Source organism: Roseivirga echinicomitans (assembly GCF_001592935.1).
GTDB classification, from domain to species: Bacteria; Bacteroidota; Bacteroidia; order Cytophagales; family Cyclobacteriaceae; genus Roseivirga; species Roseivirga echinicomitans.
This window is the reverse complement of sequence record NZ_LRDB01000014.1, coordinates 37,811-57,252: the sequence shown is the minus strand read 5'-3', so window position 1 is coordinate 57,252 and position 19,442 is coordinate 37,811. Positions and strand designations below refer to the sequence as shown.

Genomic DNA, 19,442 nt, shown 5'->3' with positions numbered 1-19,442 from the left:
AATGCAGGTAATATTGGAGCAAGTACTACTGATTCTGGAAACTTCACAATCGATACCAAAAGACCTACTGTTGCTATCACTATTGCAGATGCAGCTTTGAAGGTAGGGGAAACAACATTGGTAACCTTCACTTTCTCAGAAGTAGTGACCGGCTTTGCCAATGCTGATATTACCATTCCAAACGGGACGATGACCGCGGTAAGCTCAGCCGATGGAGGAACGACTTACACAGCTACCTTTACCCCAACCGCTGACTTGGAGGCTGCGACCAATGTGTTCACTGTAGCGAATACCGGAGTAACAGACAATGCAGGTAATATTGGAGCAGGTACTACTGATTCTGGAAACTTCACGATTGACACCAAGCGTCCAACGGTGGTTATTAGCACTATTGCTACAAGCCCAAACCCTGGAGCGTTTACAGCTACCTTTACCTTCTCTGATGCTGTTACAAATTTTGTGATCGGAGATATTACGGTGAGCAATGGTGCCGTTAGTAACTTTAATGCAGCCAGCGCCACAGTTTATACCGCTACTATCACGCCAGTAGGAGATGGTATAACTACAGTCGATGTAGCAGCGGGAAAAGCTACTGATGCATCGAGTAATAGTAACACAGCGGCAACTCAGTTAAGCATAACGAATGATGAGACCAAGCCAACAATCAATATTTCTATAATTGCTATTGATGATGTGGTAGATCTTTTAGAGCGATCAGCTGATCAAATTATTTCAGGCACGACAACAGGAATAGAGGATGGTCAAATAGCGACCATAGGCTTGAACAACAAAACATATACCACTACTGTAGTAAATAATGAATGGAGTCTGACGGTACCAAAGACAGATATAGCTGTTATTAATACCACAGAAACCGTTACAGCAGATGTTAGCGATTTGGCTAATAATGCAGCAATTCAAGCAACTAGAATAATTACAAGGCTTGATGCAAGTATTGTAACAGCAGTAGCTGTGCCTTTAAACAAGGTTTATAACATAGGAGATCGATTAGACTTAACCGTAACTTTTAATTTGGCCATTAGTACTACAGGCACGCCAAGCATTCCAATTACGATTGGGGCAAGTATGAAGACAGCGAATCTAAAAGCTGCTGTAAGCAATAGTAACACGGCAATATTCAGCTATACAATTACGGAGGGAGATTTAGACAATGATGGGATAGCATTAGGGACAAGTATTGACCTTAATGGAGGAACAATCCAAGATTCATTTGGCACAGATGCTTTGTTAAACCTAAACCAAGTGGCCTCAACCGCTGCGGTATTGGTTGATGGTGTATCACCAACAGCAACTTTGACTACCGCTGTAGGCCCATTGACGAACATCAAATTTGAGGTGAATATTAGCTTTGAGGAAATAGTCACAGGCTTTGCAATTAGTGATATTCAAGTGACCAATGGTACGGCTAGTAATTTGGTGGAAACAATTTCAGGAAAAGCATGGACGGTGGAAATTACTCCAGGAGCAGATGGTACAGTGACGGTGGGTCTTCCAGCCAATAATGTCACTGATGCCCCTGGGAATGCCAATAAAGCAAGTAGTGTTTTAACTACAGCATTTGATGCTACAGCGCCAACAGGAGTTTCCATTACAAGGAAAGATAGCAATCCAGTACTAGGTGCATTGGTCAGTTTTAGAGCAACCTTCTCAGAAGATGTGACGGGTGTAGACCTCACTGACTTTGAAGTGATATTGACTGGCACCGCTACAGGAACATTAAACACCGTTACACAGGTAGATGCCAAAACCTATGACATAAGCCTCAATGGAATTTCTGGAGAAGGCACCATTGGCCTGAACCTGAAGAATGATCAATCTATTGTAGATACCGCCAATAATCCATTGTCAGCAACATTTACAGGTGAGGTGTACATGACGAACTTACCACCAACAGACATCACCATTAGTTCATCCAGTATTACGGAGAATAATCAAGTAGCAGCAGTGATTGGAAGTTTCACTACAATAGATGCAGATCAATCTACTGGGCATATTTATAGCTTGGTTACGGGAACGGGCAGTACGGACAATGCACAGTTCATCATTGATGGCCCAAGCTTAAAAACAGCATCAGTCTTCGATTTCGAAACCAAAACAAGTTATAGCATCCGAGTTAAAACTGACGATGGTAGAGGAGGTGCTTTCGAAAAAGTGTTTACCATTACGATTACCAATGTGGAAGAGCCAGAACTTCGAATTACTTCAAATATTGATATTCCAGTAACCGATTTAGGCCTAACAAGCAAATTTGATATTACCATCCATAATGATGGAGAAGCAGCATTAGTCGTCAACAGTGTGTTGTTTCCAGAAGGCTTTATTGGAACCGTTACAGGGATCATAATAAATCCAAGTGAAAGCAGAACCATCGACTTCGGCTTTAAACCAATGGAAGTGAAAATCTATGCAGGAACAATCCAGTTTATCACCAATGCAGGCACCATTTCGGTAGATGTATCTGGTGAAGGGGCGATAATCACGGGAGTAGATGATGGTGAAATCAAACCAGAATCGATCAACGTATTCCCTAACCCGGCAAATAGAATAATCAATATTGACTTATCAGAACTAGGAGCAATAAAGCTTGATGTCGAAGTGGTAGATATATCGGGTACACCAATGTTTAGTAGGAAAGCATTTACAGAGAGAAATTTGCAATTGGATGTTTCTGAGTATAACAGCGGTATTTATGTTGTTCAGTTTAGCGATGGTAGGTCAGTTGTAAGGAAAAAGGTCATGATCAAAAAATGAGAGTTATGAAAATTAATAGAACCAAAACCCTGAGTGCCTTAGTATTAATCGTTATGATCATTATAGGATGTGGAACAGTAGACCCTAATGGGCTAATAAATCAAGAATTGGCTTTTGAGAAATTAGCTGGGGACTGGATCTATGGTGTCAATGGGCAAATCACTTTGGATGGTCAAGATGTGAGCTTGAATTATCCAGACTTTTCAATTTCATTCGCTGATGGTACCTATACTACAATCAATGGGGGTAATCTATTCAGAGCTACAGGCACCTGGACTTGGGTAAGTGAGGTTGCTGGGAGTATTAATTTAGACACAGGTGAGGAAGTGACTATTCTAGATTTGAGTGTGACTAGGTTTAAATTCAGTTTTACACATTCTGGCGGTGGAGTGGTAGCTGGAACTTCCGGGAACTATACGGTGAGCCTAGAGAAATAACAAGGAAATTAATTTATAAAAGACACTTTGTGTTGAGGGGAGGACTTGGAAACTTTTTGTTTTCAAGTCTTATAAAGAGCCTATGGGGATAGGCTCTTTTATTCTTCTTTCCCTTATATGTTCCTAATGGGACGATAGAAATCGATAAAAGTTTCATTGTGACACTATCGAACAAATGTGTACGGTTGTGAACGGAAATGAGTCTGTTTCCTTAAGTAAAACACAATATAAATAGCTGATAATCAATTGTATATATTATTTGGCATAAGCGTTGTCATAAGGAGGTAGGTCAGCTGCTTTGGTCGGCAGCAATGTTAAACTCAAAAACAACAAGGTCATGAACTCAATAAACAACACAATCGACAATTTAAGGAGAAGAATTCCTTTAATGATTTGCCTTTTGATAGGCATAAGTACAATCTCAATGGCATCAGAAATTGCTGATGAAAAATTAACAAGAGCAGAAGCTATTGAATTGATTTCAGAAGTAAAACACGATTTGAATCTGAAAAATGATTGCGAATTGGATTTCGTAATTGATGACGAAGGTAACATTAAGCCTTCTCCGATTAAGGTCATCAAGATTTACGACAAGGATAACGAGTTGCTTTTAGAAGCTCCAATCCACACCGTAGAACAAATGAGCAACAAGGAGTTAAGAAGGTTAGTAAACTCAAGTGATTTCTTAATCGAATCATATAACACCTTCTATTATAGATTAGATTTATAGTCAGTAGAATTAGTAGTAAACAAAAGAGGCCACTTCATATGAAGTGGCCTCTTTTGTTTTTTATGAATTTCATGAAGAGTCATTGTGTACGTTATTGAACATAATTTAAGTTGATTTCCTAATAAATGTTAAATCAAGCAATTGTTAATCAGTAAGTTAAACTAGTTGATGTATGGGTTGTCAAAAAGGGGTAGGTCAACTGCTTTTGTTAGCAGTAATGTTAAACTTAAAAACACAAGGTCATGAACTCAATAAACAACACAATCGACAATTTAGGGAGAAGAATCCCTTTAATGATTTGCCTTTTTTTAGGCATAAGTACAATGTCAATGGCACAAAATATTGACAATGAAAGATTAACGAAAGAAGAAGCCTTTCAATTAATCTCTGAAGTAAAACATGAGTTGAACTTGATGGATTACGAATTAGATTTCGTTGTTGATGATCAGGGTAACGTCAAGCCTGAGCTGATCAAAATGATCATGATTTATGACGGAAGTAATAATTTACTTTTGGAGGCGCCAATTCACACTTTGGAACAAATGGCAAATAAGCAATTGAGAACGATTGTAAATGCTTGCGATTTCTTAGCAGAGTTAAACAATGTTTTCATTTATCGATTGGATCTATAACCCAACTGATACAACAACAAAAAGGGTCGATTTCGTAAGAAATCGACCCTTTTTTATGGAATATAAAGTACTAGCAGTACTCTTCGAAAACGTCAGCCAAATGGCCACCAATCATATCTGCTGTTCTGCCTTCAATGTGATGCCTTTCAACAAAATGCACCAATACACCATCTTTGAAAAGAGCAACTGATGGAGAAGAAGGAGGATAAGGCATATGGAACTCTCTTACTTTAGCAGTTGCCTCGATGTCGCCACCAGCAAAAACAGTAGTAAGATGGTCAGGCTTTTTGTCTGATAGCTTTAAAGCCATCTTAACACCTGGTCTTGCTGTTCCAGCAGCGCAACCACAAACCGAGTTGATCACTACCAAAGAAGTGCCTTTTTGATTTTTCAAATGATCTTCAACAGCCTCAGCTGTTTTCAGCTCTGTAAAACCCGCTTCAGTTAATTCTTGTCTGAATGGGACGAGTAAATGTTCAGGATACATATTTCTTAATTTTATTTCGTTTCTAAATCTTAAAAGCCGTTTTGGCTATTCTTACATAAAACCAAGTTCTAGCTTGGCTGCTTCCGACATCATGTCTTGTGTAAATGGTGGGTCGAAAGTCAATTCAACTTCTACATCATTTACACTTTCAAGTGCCATGATTTTTTGTTTTACCTCTTCTGGTATCACTTCTGCCGCAGGGCAAGAAGGAGATGTCAATGTCATCAGAACATAAACGTTGTTTACTGGGAAAACATTGATTTCATAAATCAAACCCAATTCATAAACATCTACAGGTATTTCGGGGTCGTACACTGTCTTAATTGCAGCTACAACTTGGTCTCTTAAGTTATCTTCCATAATTCAACTTCAAAATCTCAAATAACAAGAACTAAATCTAATGTCAATGATCTTATAAATTTCCTAACGTCTTTGGCGAACTGTTCTGTTCTTTGCTCAAGGTCATAATTGCTCGCCACCGTTTTGAATTTTGAGTTTTGTTTTTATTGTTATTTATTCCGCCTTAGCAGAATAAGCTAACCCGTATATTTTTATTTGCTTCATCATAGCGCCCAATCCGTTTGATCTTTGCGTTCCGATGAATCTATTTAAACCAATTTTGTCTACAAAGTAAAGGTCTGCATTAAGGATTTCTTGAGGTGTGTGTCCATTAAGGATTCTCACTAGAATACTTACCAAGCCTTTGGTAATCGCAGTATTGCTGTCAGCTTCGAGGTACATTTTACCATCTTTCGTTTCGGCATTTAGCCAAACTTTAGATTGACAGCCTTTAACAATGTTATCTTCGTTTTTGAGTGCCTCAGCCATTTCTGGCAGTTGCTGTCCCAATTCCATAACATATTCAATGGTCATTTCCATGTCGGAATCTAACATTGAAAACTCTTCGATGATCTCGTTTTGAATATCGTTTATGGTTTCGCTCATTTCTTGAATTTGCTGATTGTGCTTTTTAAGGCTTCAATAAAGGCGTCTATTTCTTCAACTGTGTTGTAAACAGAAAATGACGCACGAACAGTTCCTTCGATACAGTAATGGTCCATTAATGGCTGAGTGCAATGATGGCCAGTTCTAACAGCAACTCCCTTAGCATCGAGCCACATACCTAAATCAAAGTGATGAATTCCTTCTACTTCGAAGGAAAGTACACTCACTTTTTCTTTGGCTGTACCAATAAGTCTCACGCCTTCTATTTGGGCGATTTTATCGGTAGCATAAGCCAAAAGTTCGTTCTCGTAAGCGGCAATGTTCTCTTTACCCAATTCATTAATAAAAAGAATGGCTTCGTTGAAAGCGATTACATTGGCAATATCTGGAGTGCCTGCTTCAAATTTGTAAGGAATATCGTTGTAAGTGGTTTTATCAAAACTCACTTCTTTAATCATTTCTCCACCGCCTTGATAAGGAGGGGTTTTTTCGAGAATATCTCGTTTTCCGTATAGCACACCCAAACCTGTTGGACCGTACATTTTGTGGGCAGAAAAAGCATAGAAATCTGCATTCAATGCTTGAACATCAACAGTGAGGTGAGATGAGGCTTGTGCGCCATCCACCAACACTTTGGCACCCACTGCGTGCGCTTTGTCGATGATGTATTTTACCGGGTTGATGGTGCCCAAAGAATTGGAGGCATGGTTGAATGCTACCATTTTGGTTTTCTCCGTAATCAACTCGTCAAGTGCTTCTATAATAATTTCACCAGCCTCGTTGATGGGCATTACTTTGAGTTCAGCTCCGCGCTCTTCACAAATCATTTGCCAAGGCACAATGTTGGAGTGATGCTCTAGGGTCGAAATCAAAACTTCGTCTCCTGGGTTCAAGAACTTTCTCCCCCAGCTTGAAGCGACTAGGTTTATGCTTTCAGAAGTGCCTTTTGTGAAAATGATCTCTTCTGGCTCGTTGGCATTAATAAACTTCTGTACGGAAACACGTGTGTTTTCAAATGCTTCTGTAGCACGAGCGGCCAAGGCATGTGCTCCTCTGTGGATGTTCGCATTGTCATGTTCGTAATACTTCACCAAAGCATCAATCACCCTTTTAGGTTTTTGATTTGTGGCGGCATTATCGAAGTAAATCAAAGGCTTACCGTTAACCTCTTGATGAAGCACTGGGAATTGCGCCCTGATTTTTTGAATGTCCAATGTGTGTTTTTCCAAAGTCTGAGCCATGGTTTATTTTTCCAACCTTGTTTCTATAATCGCAGCGAGGTATTCTTTGATCGCTTCGTTTTCAACGGTTTCTAATACATCGTTCGCGAAAGCCTTCAATAGAATTGCCAATGCTTTATCTCTTGGGATTCCTCTCGCTCGTAGGTAGAAGAGGGCATCCATATCCAACTGGCCAGTAGTACAACCATGCGAACAAGAAACATCGTCTGCCCAAATCTCTAATTGAGGTTTGGTGTTTACGGTAGCCCTGTCAGAAATCAGAATATTCTTATTCGACTGGAATGCATTGGTTTTTTGTGCGTCAGGACGAACAAATATTTTTCCATTGAAAACTCCTTTCGAACTGCCATCCATTATGCCTTTATACAATTCGTTTGAATAGCAATTTGGCATCATATGATCAGCAACGGTATGGTTGTCTACATGCGTTTTTCCATCCAATAAATAGAGGCCATTCATGTAGGTTTCAATTCCTTCGGCCTGAAGTTTTACATTCAGATTATTACGAATCATCGCTCCATTGAGCGAGAAGGTAAATACCTTGAAATTGCTGTTTGCTCCTTGTGAAGCATGAATATTTGAAATGTGATAAGCTTGCTCAGTATCGTTTTCAATTTTGAAAAAACGAAGATGCGCGCTTTCGCTCACACTGATTTCGTTTACAGAAGTTGTAAAACTCTTGTGTTCACCAACGGTATCGAATTTCTCAATGATAGTGGCTTGAGAGAACTTCCCTGCTACAACAATATTTCGGATGTGGTATGAAAGCTCTGCTTTTGAACTGTCGCCAATAAAGTAAAGTACAATTGGTTTTTCGATTACCGCTTTATCAGCGATTTCAATCGTTACACCATGCTGACTGAAAGCAGTATTCAAGGCTACAAAAGCATCTTCTGCGAACTTGGCTTTGGTGCCAAAATTCTCCTGAGATAATGCTGAATTGGATTTGAAACCTTCAGCAAGTGATTCTACTTTTAAACCTTCTACTTGAATATTGTCAGAAAGATCGCTTGAGTAAACCCCGTTCAAGAACACGATTTTATGCGCGTCCAACCCTTGGATTTGGGTGCCTGAAACCTGAGTGTTACTTAAACCAAAATCAGCATTTGCTGCATTCAACTCAAAGTTCTTTTCAACGGCTTTGGTAAAGTTGGTGAACTTGTATTCCTCGCTTTTAGGGCCAGGAAAGCCAGAGTTCATCAAGCTTGTAAAAGCTTCTTTTCTAACAGCATGTGCTGCCGATTGACTTTGCCCATTCAAGCCTTTTTCAAACGCCTCAAATTGAGTTTCAAGCGAATTTAAGATCGATTGTCCTGCAATTTTTTCCATAAAATATCTGCTTAAGCGGTTGCGTCTGCTTCTTCCTTAATCCAATCGTAACCTCTGGCCTCTAGCTCTAAGGCTAATTCTTTAGTGCCTGACTTCACTATTCTTCCATTATAAAGAACGTGTACAAAATCAGGAACAATGTAATCCAAAAGTCTTTGGTAGTGAGTTACCACGATAGTGGCGTTATCTTTGTTTTTCAGGGTGTTAACACCGTGCGCCACAACTTTAAGTGCATCGATATCAAGGCCTGAATCGGTTTCGTCAAGAATGGCGAGCTTTGGCTCAAGCATCGCCATTTGGAAGATCTCATTCCTTTTCTTTTCTCCACCAGAGAAACCTTCATTTAAAGAACGGCTCAATAAAGCTTGGTCGATTTCAACCAACTTCATTTTCTCTTTCATCAGTTTCAAGAAAGAAACTGCATCGAGTGCTTTTTCTCCATGATGCTCTCTGATTTGATTGACAGCCGTTTTCATAAAGTTGGTCGTGCTTACACCAGGTATCTCGATTGGATACTGGAAAGCCAAGAAAAGACCTTCTCTTGCCCGAAAATCAGCTTCCATTTCAAGTAAATCTTTGCCTAAAAACTCTACTGACCCTTCAGTCACTTCGTAATCCTCTCGCCCAGCAAGCACAGAAGCCAAAGTACTTTTTCCAGAACCGTTAGGGCCCATGATCGCGTGTACTTCACCTGGTTTGATCTCTAGGTTGATCCCTCTAAGGATTTCCTTTTCTTCAATTCTGGCGTGTAAATTCTTTATTGATAACATCTTAACTCTTTAATGTTTAGTGTTTAGTGTTTAATGTTCAAAGTTTAATGCTCAAGGTTTGTCGAAGTATATTCTGCTATAGGCTCTTCGATGATGAATTTTGTGCCTTTAAACTCTGTTCGATTTAGGTACTTTATAAAACCGGTAAGCATTTTTGATATGTTTTCATTTCTCTTAATGAATTCGTCAAAATCCTTTTGGTTGATATAGCACCTATAGAGACTTCTATATTGAGATTTTACTTCTCCGTTTGAACCGAAAGCAATTGCTAAAAACTGCTTAAACTCTTTATTTCCTTTTCTATCATAGCCTTCGGCAATGTTATCCATTACTGAACCTGATGAACCGTTTATCTGATTTTTCAGTGGGTAATCCTGAATGTTTTGATTGTTAATTATTTGAGCATAAATACCTTGTGCCTGAATTCTTGCTTCTTTCCAAATATTCAAATCTTCAAACCTAGTAATTGTTGCCATAAACAATAAACTCAAAACATTGAACAGTTAGCCTACAGATCCCTCAAGCGTCAAAGCAAGAAGTTTTTGTGCCTCTACGGCAAACTCCATTGGCAATTGCTTAAGTACTTCTTTGGCGTATCCGTTTACGATAAGTGCTACGGCAGCCTCCGGATTAATCCCTCTTTGTTGGCAATAGAAGATTTGATCTTCTCCAATTTTAGAGGTGGTGGCTTCGTGTTCTACATGAGCCGATTGATTTTCGATGTCGATATAAGGGAAAGTATGTGCTCCACATTTATCACCCATCAAAAGTGAATCGCACTGAGAGAAGTTTCGGGCGTTGGTCGCACGCTTCATTACGTGCACTTGGCCTCGGTAACTGTTTTGCGATTTGCCAGCAGAAATACCTTTTGATACGATTCTCGACTTGGTGTTTTTGCCAATGTGAATCATTTTGGTCCCTGTATCGGCTTGTTGGTAATTATTGGTTACGGCTACTGAATAGAATTCACCAATTGAATAATCACCTTTCAGAATACATGAAGGGTATTTCCAAGTAACAGCCGAACCAGTTTCTACCTGAGTCCATGAGATTTTAGAATGGTCACCTTCGCAAATACCACGTTTGGTTACGAAGTTGTAAATACCACCTACACCTTCTTTATTTCCTGGATACCAGTTCTGAACCGTTGAGTATTTTACCTCTGCATTTTTTGCTGCTTTGATTTCTACAACCGCAGCGTGCAATTGGTTTTCATCACGCATAGGAGCGGTGCAACCTTCTAGGTAACTTACATAAGATCCTTCTTCAGCTACAATCAGGGTTCTTTCAAACTGACCTGTATTGGCGGCATTGATTCTAAAGTAAGTGGAAAGTTCCATTGGGCATCTTACGCCTTTTGGAATAAAGCAGAATGAACCGTCAGAGAATACCGCTGCGTTTAGTGCTGCATAGTAATTATCGTTGGCTGGTACTACTGAACCCATGTGCTTTTTGATCAGCTCTGGGTGTTCGCGCACGGCTTCTGAAAATGAACAGAAGATAATTCCTAGCTCGCCTAAAGTTTCTTTGAAAGTAGTAGCTACCGAAACCGAATCGATAACAGCATCTACAGCAACTCCCGTAAGTCTTTTTTGCTCTGTAAGCGAAATACCAAGCCTCTCGAAAGTAGCGATCATTTCCGGATCGATTTCATCTAGCGAGTTGACCTGCTTTTTCTTCTTTGGTGCAGAGTAATATATAAGGTCCTGAAAGTCTACTTTTGGATAGTGAACATTGGCCCACTCAGGTTCTTTCATTTTCTGCCAAGCATGAAAAGCCTCAAGCCTCCAGTCTAGCATCCATTGCGGTTCTTCCTTTTTTGCAGAAATAAACCGAATGATATCATCGTTCAAACCTTTTGGAGCCTCATCTGCCTCAAAGTCTACTGTCCATCCGAACTCGTATTCCTTAGAGGTGAACTCTTCTAATATCTGATCGTCTTTACCCATTCCTAGTTATTTAGAATCGTTTTAAATACAAAGGTACAACTTATAGATTAAAGGATTGGTTTGTTCAATTCCTTTTTTCAATAAACTATTACTAAAAGCTATTATGAGTTTAGAAACCCCTTTGGTCACCCTTCCAACTGAATACTTCGGGTTAAAGTTTCTTCAAGTATGATAAAGGTTTCTGTGCGCTCGATACCGTCTACTTTCTGAATTTTATCGTGGAGAATATCCTTCAAGTGATCTGTGCCTTTGGCATAAATGCGAACAAACATGGAGTAATTTCCTGTGGTGTAGTGAATGCTTGTAATCTCATGTATTTTCTTTAGCTGTGTAGCCACTTTTTCATACAACGAACTTTTGGAAAGGAATACCCCTAAAAAGGCAGAGACGTTATAACCCAGCTTTGCAAGGTTTAAATCTAGGGAAGCCCCTTTCACTACGCCCATCTTTTCAAGCTTACTCATTCTTACATGTACTGTTCCGCTAGAAACGTAAGCCAGTTTGGCTACTTCGGTGTAAGGTTTTTTGGCATTATGCTGAAGAAGCGAAAGGATTTTCAAATCCACATTATCGATTTCGTAATTATCGGCCATAATTTTTGTTGAAATTATTGATTCAGCAATAAAAATAGTTTATAATTATTTTATCTCTAAATATTTAATCAATATGTTGTTGATATTTTAATGAACCAACTGTTTGTATTACCTTTGAAACAGTTTCAAAAGAGAAACTTTATACTGTAGGGTGATGAAACAGGCAGCCATGCCCTCCTTTCTCGAGGGTGGAGAAAAAGAAATAAATCTGAACTACCTGACGACTAATCTCTCCGTGAAGGTTCGACTCCTTCCCCTACAGCCATCATTTTGAATATTAGTTTGGAAACGTATTCAGTTTGTTTTTCTTAGATTGAAAGGAGGCTTGTTTGTTAGCCTCCTTTTTTTTTGGTAATTCATCTTTATATTTGATGATAGCCAAATTTTAATTCATGAGTACTTTCCCCTGGATTGCGCATTACCCAAAGGGTGTTCCCGCAGAAATTGAAGATCAACGCCCTAAAAACCTTCTAGAACTTTATCAGAATGCCTTCAATCAGTTTGGTAGCCGCGAGGCTTTCGAGAACATGGGCGGTATACTTACTTTTCAAGAAGTAGACCAACTTTCGACCAACTTTGCTGCCTATTTGCAAAATGAATTGGGCATGGTAAAAGGGGATAGAATCGCCATCCAGATGCCAAACTGTTTGCAATACCCTGTGGTGCTTATTGGCGCGGTAAAAGCTGGTTGTATTGTGGTCAACACGAATCCGCTGTATACCCATCGCGAAATGGAGCATCAGTTCAATGACGCAGGTGTAAAAACCATTGTGATCATGGCCAATTTCGCCAAGAGCTTAGAGGAGGCAATGCCAAACCTTTCTGTTGAAAACATCATCGTTACCGAACTGGGCGACATGCTTGGTGGCCTGAAAGGGAAGGTTGTCAACTTTGTGGTGAAGCACATTAAAAAGATGGTGCCTGCTTACAAAGTACCCAATCCAATTTCGCTAAAAAGCGCCATGGCCAAAGGCGCACGAATGAAATACACCAAGCCAGAAATAAAAGGGGAGGACACTGCCTTTCTTCAGTATACCGGTGGAACCACTGGTGTTTCGAAAGGAGCTATACTTTCGCATAATAATGTGGTAGCCCATACACTTATTATTACCCAGGTTTTTAAGCCGCTTTTAAAAGAAGGGCAAAAAGACATTATGATTACGGCCATTCCGCTCTATCATATTTTTGCTTTAAATGTGAACTGCACATTTATGATGCACATTGGTGCTAAAAACGTGCTGATCACCAATCCGCGTGATATGCCGGGCTTTGTGAAAGAACTAAAGAAACATTCATTTACCTTATTTACGGGAGTAAATACCCTTTTCAACGGACTGCTGAACCAACCTAATTTTAAAGAAATCGATTTCTCTCATTTCAAAGTCTCTATTGGGGGAGGAATGGCGGTGCAAGATTTTGTGGCTAAAAAATGGCAACAAGACACGGGTACTCCTTTAGTGCAAGGCTATGGTTTGAGCGAAACTTCTCCTGTTGTTTGTTGTAATCCATTGGATGGGACACATAAAATAGGAACGATTGGTTTGCCTGTGCCTTCAACCGAATTGGCCATTTACGATGATGATGGAAACCGCTTGGCACAAGGCGAAACAGGAGAGATTTGCGTGAAAGGGCCGCAAGTAATGTCTGGCTATTGGAATAAGAAGAATGAAGGAGTATTCTTTGAAGGAGGTTATTTCAGAACAGGAGATATCGGTGTGATGGATGAGGAAGGCTTCTTCAAAATTGTAGACCGTAAAAAGGACATGATCAACGTTTCTGGTTTCAATGTATACCCTAACGATGTTGAAAATGTAATTGCTGACCACCCAAAAGTGTTAGAAGTAGCAGTTATCGGAGTTCCTGACCCGCATTCAACCGAATGTGTAAAGGCTTTTATCGTAAAATCTGATCCATCACTCACCGAAGAGGAGATACGCGACTATTGCCATGAAAACCTAACTGGCTACAAACGTCCGAAACATTATGAGTTCAGAACCGAACTGCCTAAAACCAATGTGGGCAAAATTTTAAGGAGGAAGTTGAAGGAGGAAGAGGCTAAGGGTTGATTATCAGAAGTATACTGATATTGGCGTTGGAGAAAATACAGAAATGTACAACCTCTTTCTGTTGGCTTTACGTACATTTGTATTAACAGTACTCGCCACGCTACCCATTCGAACAGCGTCCCAGGGCGAGTTTTTTGCTTTTATAGTCCCCATGTTTGTGAAGATTACGATTTCTCATTGGGCACGGATTGATCTATCTATTGAGTTCTTAGAGTTATTTGCTAAAGCCTCCATTACCTTGGCGAGGTCACCACCGATGATTTATTGGCGAATATTTTTAGTAAGTTCTGTATCGGGAAGTGATAGAGTTCAAAATTTAGGAATATCCAATTTGGACATATATATCTTTTCTATGGATAGATAAACCAATATTACTTTATCTCCATCAACAAAGCCTTTGGTTGGCACTAGATACTCTGTCAACGATTCATCCGCCAATTTAATAAGTCCTAATGATTTAAGAGATGGGTATTCAAAGACCTCAATAGACGAATAATCCTTTATTGCGAAGATTTTAGACCCGTCATCATTTAAGAAATAGTTCCTAAAATCGCCATTCAAACTACCTAGTAGATCCGTAGTTTTCTTATCGAAGATATTGCCTCTTTCTCCAGTAACAAAGTAATCCGCATCCTCACTAGTGGCTAATATATCTCGTGACATTTTATTCACAGCTACAGCCTTAAAACTATTACTTACTACATCCCCCGATTTATCAAATAAGTCTGAAATAAGCCATGGGCTTGAGGTTTGAAATCCTACTCCAAACACACCTATTTCGTCATTAACCAACCCATTCTTGAAAGTCTTTATTCTCACGCAATTATCTCCGTACTGAGATCTCGCGATCCTTTGGCCGCTACTCCTATCAATAGTTAGAGTACCCTTATTTTTGTTCGAGTTACTAGTGTTACAAGCACCAATAAAAAGAAGGTTAGGCTCTCTAAATTCCAAACTAGAAACGTATTGACTGTCTCCATCTTCAAGTGCTCTAAGCTTTTCCTTATGCTCTAGGGTTTTTCCATCATATACGTTGACATATTTACCACTACCAATATAGAGCTCCTTACTATCATTGAATTGACCAATGGCCACGGGGTAATCCAGAATTTTATCCGATTTAACCCCCTCGGCTACAACCGAATACGATTCATAGTTATAAATAATCATTTTGCCATTCTCTTCTCGGCTAAAAAGATAGACAATGTTTTCATCTGTGCTAAATAAGGCTTCTCTCCACGGTTCTTTAATATCTGCTACATAAAAGAAGGACTCATCAACCTTTACAATAGGGAGCTCAGGTTCTTCAGGGAGTTCATCCACTTCTACGCCTTTTTCACAACCTTGAACCACATAAAAAAAGGTCAAGATTGAACACACCAACATACACTTAAACAAACGACTCTGTGAAGTTCTCATACTTCAAAAATAGACTATTCAGCTAATAAACAAATATTTTAAAATTTTTGTAATCATACTAAGCCATAATAGGTCTATTAGCAAGGCACACGTAACAAAGGCTGGCGTTTAGTGGAAAGAACGAGCTAAAGCTTCTTTAAAGAAACTGATCTTTAAATGTACTAATACCTTTTTCCATCCCTGAGTGAAGCGAAGGGTCTAACACCGAAGCAGTCGCTTGCCTGTGGCTAGTGACTTATTTTATGAAGAGGCTTATCTCGTCCATTCAGGACTTATTAATATGTAGATCTGTTTCCGAAGGGTTGCATCCTTCGTTTTCATATAAAGCCCTTTCAGGGCTATGTGAGTTAAATATTTCTGCGACTTAGCCCCAACGGGGCGAAATATCATAAGGATGGGTGCAGCCCATCCGTAATTCAGCATAAACTTAATTAAGCCCTGAAGGGGCGTAACACCTTTGGTTTCTTCCTCCGAGAAGTTCGGGGTCAGGATAAAAAGAAAGTTATAGCAAGCCCCTCAATTTGTTGGTAAAAACACGCAACAAAGGCGAGCTTTGGTACCAAATCAGTGAAATCCCGTAATCCATCAAATCTGTGATGCAGACAAAAAAAGTGGAAGCATAGATGATAAGGATTTGTATCGTCCTGAAACTTCGGGAGAGCTAAGGGCCTATTTTGTTGAGTATATACTTGCGCTGTATCTAATCCCTTAAAAAACAAAAACCCCACTGAAATTATCAGAGGGGTTTAAAAGTGATCCCTTCAGGAATCGAACCTAATTTTTGAGGTTACAATAAATAGCTATCTGAAGCCTTGTTTGGTGATGTGAAATAAATATGTGGGGCATATTGTATGTTATTTTGTGCTCTTATAGTATATTACACTTGCCAATAGCTTGCCAAAAACAATGACAACCAAAGTAATATTTAAGAAAGACGCATTGAAAAACCCGAGGCTCAGTGCCAAAGGTGAGACTACATTATACGTCAGATATCAACACAATAGTAAAACAGCAGATTTTCAGGCATGTAAGGTTAATCCGGAAGTATTAGAGATTGTTGAAAGAAGTGGTAGGCTGGAGTTGATTGCGCCTTTCATAAAACAGAGATCAAAAGGTAGGCTGGAAGCCATTGACAGCATTGAACTAGTTATTGCTTCTGTGAAGTCAGCAGCTAATAGATTATTGGCGAAGGGCATTGATCCAACTCCAAATTTTGTCAAGAAAGAGTTTGAGTCTGGTTTCAATCAATCAATCGAAGAATATGAAATACCCTTGATCGAGGAGGTATATGAAGATTACTTGACCTCTAGGCAAACATCTGGAATTTCAAGTAATACGATTAGGCAGTATAAGAGTACTTTGAATCATATTAAAAACTTTCACAAAGCGGTAGGGCACCAATTCGCTATAAATCAAGTAGATCTTAATTACTATGATGATTTCATTTCTTTTTTAAGAAATACGCACAAAGGAATTAAAAAGGATAGCACAATTGGCAAGAATGTAAAGACGCTGAAAGGAGTGCTTAATTGGGCGAGAAGTAGAGGGTTTTCAGTTCATTCGGATATTGATACGAAAGAGTTCAAGGTTTTTAAATCGCAGAAAAAAGTGTTTTATCTTACTGAAGAAGAAGTGAATAGCCTTATAGATTATGACTTATCAAAACATGAGAAGTTAGCTAGAATCAGAGATAGGTTTGTTTTCAATTGCTTCGTAGGGTTGAGGGTAGGTGATTTGAATCGATTAAACCAAAAGCATATCAGCAAGGTGAATAAAGGTGATGTAGAGGTGAAAGTGATTGAGCTGAAAACCGAGAAGCAGAGAAAACGAGCCCTTATTCCATTAAAGCCAATTCCGCTAATAATTTTGGAAAAGTACGACTATCAGTTGCCAAGAATATCCGATCAAAAATACAATGAGTACCTCAAAGACCTTTTTGAGCTTGTAGGAATAAACAGAGAAATAGAGGTTGAACCAGGTGATTTTCAGTCGTTAAGCTCGCTTGTAACTTCTCACTTGGCGATAAAGACGTTTATCACGCTTTGTCACAAATGGGGTGTCTCTACAAAGCATGTGGCAGTGATTACCGGAAAGACAGAGAAAGTAATTAATGATCACTATTACTCAGTAAGTGATCAAGATTTGATAGACGTAATGTTATTTTAAATATGTACGAAGAACGAGGTTATAATAGAGAATGGTCTGAAAACGAAATTGAAAGACTAATTGGGGATTCGCTTAATACTTTTTGGGAGAAGCGGGTTGAGGAACAGTTTTTCAATGTTGCAGTGAAGTTTGATGAACTGGAAGCAGAAAATATTAAACTTCAAGACGAAATTAGTTTTATAAAAGATGAATTGGATTACTCGGTTACCTCTTTATCTGACACCATAAAAGAAGTATCCGAAAGCCAAGAAAAAAGGATTAAAAACAAGATAGGCACAGGGATTAATTCATCATTGACGCTTGGTCAGTTAGCTATTTTAATCAAAGAACTAAAAGGTTTGGATGTTTTTAGAAACACGAATGAAAAAATTGGAGAAGGATCAAACTTAATAACCAATGTAGGGGCTGAATCTATGAGGATAGCCTTAGGCATGGAAAGGCCTTCAAGTGATCGTGAAGTAAAGTTGAGTGATGAAGATTATTATGAAAACCTCAACCAAGTTCGAGTGACAATACAAAAGGTGGTTGACTCATTAATTAAAGACATGAAGGAGCTAGAGAATAAAATACCTCTCGAAAAGAAAGTAAAGATTTAAGCCCCTCACATTCTCACCCTCACAAGTGATCTTGTGAGGGTTTATGGAACATATTGGTGCTTATAACCCCCTATTTCGTCTCATTATAATATTTATTATGAGACATTTAAATTCAATTATCATTGCCGAAATCAGAAAGCAGGTTGAAGATTTAGTAGACCAGAAGCTTTCAAAAAGTCAGGAGCCACAACATTTTTTAACTAGAGAGGAGGCGGCTGAGTTTTGTCGTACTTCATTGACCAACTTCGACCGTTGGGTCGCCAAAGGATTAATTAGAGCCATTAAAGTCCACGGAAGAATACTGTTTTCTAGACACTGGGTAATTGCGGACTTGGAGGAAATGGTAAACAAAGATGGCGTTTGATTTCATTGTCATGAGGCCTGATACAGATTTGGGCCTATTTCAGTTAATGCGGAAAAAGCCTATTCAGTACATGAATAGGCTTTTTAAACCTTCTGAATCAATTCTCTCTCCTGGGTTTCCAAAATATTGGACGTATAACGTACCCAAAGAAGAAAGAGGTTTTTATCAGAAGGTAGATTTACTACATGGTAAGCATGTTTTGAAAAACTCTTTATGGAAATATTATCATGGAAATAATGCTTGCACCTTTAGTATTGAGGAGTGTTACGAAGCCTTTGAAAACCTGAGTATAGATTTAGGTCAGAATGCTTTAAATTTTGAGATCGATCATGTTGAGGTTGGTGTTTATTTCCATGAGGATTTCGATTTAATTCCTCGACTAAAGGCAGCGTATAAGAATAGCTTATTTGACGCTATGAAGAAGAGTAAGTCACGAGAGATTTACGGTTGGCATCTCCAATTAACTCAGTTTGAGATTAAAATTTATGATGTGGCAAAGAAGAACATCTTAGCCAAAGATGTAAGCTATGTTCGGCCTGGGTCATACCGGTTTGAAATTAAGTATTTTGATAGAAACTTCTTAAGAAAGCATGGCGTAAAAAAAGGGGCAGACTTGTTCGATATGGAGTCTCCTATTTACAGTCATTGGCGTCAGGTGACAGGTGGTATTAATTTTCGGCTATTTCCTCAATTGTCGCCAGATATGAAAACCAGCGACATCAAGAATATCATGTTATATTATTCAGATGCTTATTCAGAGTTCAATAGAGTACTGAAACAGAAAGGTGGAGGGAAAACTGACCTTGCTAGGGTTAATGAAAGTGTGAAAAAATCAAGGGCATTATTAAATCCAAAAATCAACCTAAATGAACTCCTGCTCAAAGAGCTCAATCTGAACTTGTTATTAAGTGAAAAAAAGGGTACATAATGTGTTTATGTTTTGACT

19 protein-coding genes are annotated in these 19,442 nt (G+C 39.0%); 9 read left to right on the top strand and 10 right to left on the bottom strand.

Features of this window, described 5'->3' with window-relative positions:
* The 4 genes from AWN68_RS10950 to AWN68_RS10935 all read left to right on the top strand — a co-directional run.
* Positions 1-2,772 (top strand): Ig-like domain-containing protein (locus tag AWN68_RS10950; protein WP_157716176.1); only part of this gene is annotated, 2,772 nt, incomplete at its 5' end.
* 5 nt (positions 2,773-2,777) lie between these two features.
* Entirely contained in the window at positions 2,778-3,209 is a 432-nt protein-coding gene (locus AWN68_RS10945) for a hypothetical protein (protein ID WP_157716175.1), read from the top strand.
* Positions 3,210-3,546: 337 nt separating this feature from the next.
* The gene (locus AWN68_RS10940) at positions 3,547-3,939 is read left to right on the top strand and encodes a hypothetical protein (protein ID WP_157716174.1); all 393 of its coding nucleotides are present in this window, start codon (positions 3,547-3,549) and stop codon (positions 3,937-3,939) included.
* A 242-nt stretch (positions 3,940-4,181) separates the two neighbouring features.
* Positions 4,182-4,571 carry a hypothetical protein gene (locus AWN68_RS10935; protein ID WP_157716173.1) on the top strand — a complete coding sequence of 130 codons (390 nt, stop codon included), beginning with the start codon at positions 4,182-4,184 and terminating at the stop codon, positions 4,569-4,571.
* 70 nt (positions 4,572-4,641) lie between these two features.
* Here AWN68_RS10935 and AWN68_RS10930 read toward each other — a convergent pair whose 3' ends face one another.
* From AWN68_RS10930 to AWN68_RS10890, 9 genes are all read right to left on the bottom strand, one after another.
* On the bottom strand, positions 4,642-5,058 hold the full coding sequence (locus AWN68_RS10930) for a BrxA/BrxB family bacilliredoxin (protein WP_068415348.1): 417 nt from the start codon (positions 5,056-5,058) through the stop codon (positions 4,642-4,644).
* A gap of 51 nt (positions 5,059-5,109) precedes the next feature.
* Entirely contained in the window at positions 5,110-5,418 is a 309-nt protein-coding gene (locus AWN68_RS10925; protein WP_068415345.1) for a DUF59 domain-containing protein, read from the bottom strand.
* A gap of 153 nt (positions 5,419-5,571) precedes the next feature.
* Positions 5,572-6,003, bottom strand: coding sequence for a SufE family protein (locus AWN68_RS10920; RefSeq protein WP_068415342.1), 432 nt, complete (start codon positions 6,001-6,003; stop codon positions 5,572-5,574).
* A complete protein-coding gene (locus AWN68_RS10915; protein ID WP_068415339.1) occupies positions 6,000-7,244 on the bottom strand; it encodes an aminotransferase class V-fold PLP-dependent enzyme in 1,245 nt (414 codons plus the stop codon). The genes AWN68_RS10920 and AWN68_RS10915 overlap by 4 nt, the downstream gene beginning before the upstream one ends.
* A gap of 3 nt (positions 7,245-7,247) precedes the next feature.
* Positions 7,248-8,573, bottom strand: coding sequence for a Fe-S cluster assembly protein SufD (sufD, locus tag AWN68_RS10910; RefSeq protein ID WP_068415337.1), 1,326 nt, complete (start codon positions 8,571-8,573; stop codon positions 7,248-7,250).
* An 11-nt stretch (positions 8,574-8,584) separates the two neighbouring features.
* Positions 8,585-9,343 carry a Fe-S cluster assembly ATPase SufC gene (gene sufC, locus AWN68_RS10905; protein ID WP_068415336.1) on the bottom strand — a complete coding sequence of 253 codons (759 nt, stop codon included), beginning with the start codon at positions 9,341-9,343 and terminating at the stop codon, positions 8,585-8,587.
* Between the two features lie 44 nt (positions 9,344-9,387).
* The gene (locus AWN68_RS10900; protein ID WP_068415335.1) at positions 9,388-9,819 is read right to left on the bottom strand and encodes a four helix bundle protein; all 432 of its coding nucleotides are present in this window, start codon (positions 9,817-9,819) and stop codon (positions 9,388-9,390) included.
* 27 nt (positions 9,820-9,846) lie between these two features.
* Positions 9,847-11,292 carry a Fe-S cluster assembly protein SufB gene (gene sufB, locus AWN68_RS10895; RefSeq protein ID WP_068415334.1) on the bottom strand — a complete coding sequence of 482 codons (1,446 nt, stop codon included), beginning with the start codon at positions 11,290-11,292 and terminating at the stop codon, positions 9,847-9,849.
* 125 nt (positions 11,293-11,417) lie between these two features.
* Positions 11,418-11,885: an Lrp/AsnC ligand binding domain-containing protein gene (locus AWN68_RS10890; protein WP_068415329.1), complete on the bottom strand. Its 468-nt coding sequence runs from the start codon at positions 11,883-11,885 to the stop codon at positions 11,418-11,420.
* 392 nt (positions 11,886-12,277) lie between these two features.
* Between AWN68_RS10890 and AWN68_RS10885 the strand changes: the two genes are divergently transcribed.
* Positions 12,278-13,951, top strand: a complete 1,674-nt coding sequence (locus tag AWN68_RS10885; RefSeq protein WP_068415327.1) for an AMP-binding protein — start codon at positions 12,278-12,280, stop codon at positions 13,949-13,951.
* Between the two features lie 309 nt (positions 13,952-14,260).
* Here the strand turns inward: AWN68_RS10885 and AWN68_RS10880 are convergent, their stop codons facing one another.
* The gene (locus AWN68_RS10880) at positions 14,261-15,319 is read right to left on the bottom strand and encodes a hypothetical protein (RefSeq protein ID WP_157716172.1); all 1,059 of its coding nucleotides are present in this window, start codon (positions 15,317-15,319) and stop codon (positions 14,261-14,263) included.
* Positions 15,320-16,276: 957 nt separating this feature from the next.
* Here AWN68_RS10880 and AWN68_RS10875 point away from each other — a divergent pair.
* The 4 genes from AWN68_RS10875 (at position 16,277) to AWN68_RS10860 (ending at position 19,424) form a co-directional block, all read left to right on the top strand.
* The gene (locus tag AWN68_RS10875) at positions 16,277-17,536 is read left to right on the top strand and encodes a phage integrase SAM-like domain-containing protein (RefSeq protein ID WP_068415322.1); all 1,260 of its coding nucleotides are present in this window, start codon (positions 16,277-16,279) and stop codon (positions 17,534-17,536) included.
* A 2-nt stretch (positions 17,537-17,538) separates the two neighbouring features.
* The gene (locus tag AWN68_RS10870) at positions 17,539-18,132 is read left to right on the top strand and encodes a hypothetical protein (protein ID WP_068415321.1); all 594 of its coding nucleotides are present in this window, start codon (positions 17,539-17,541) and stop codon (positions 18,130-18,132) included.
* A gap of 97 nt (positions 18,133-18,229) precedes the next feature.
* Complete coding sequence (locus AWN68_RS10865) at positions 18,230-18,496, top strand: helix-turn-helix domain-containing protein (protein ID WP_068415320.1); 267 nt, start codon at positions 18,230-18,232, stop codon at positions 18,494-18,496.
* A gap of 10 nt (positions 18,497-18,506) precedes the next feature.
* Positions 18,507-19,424 (top strand): hypothetical protein, encoded by a 918-nt coding sequence (locus AWN68_RS10860; protein ID WP_157716171.1) that lies wholly within the window; start codon positions 18,507-18,509, stop codon positions 19,422-19,424.
* Positions 19,425-19,442: the final 18 nt, after the last annotated feature.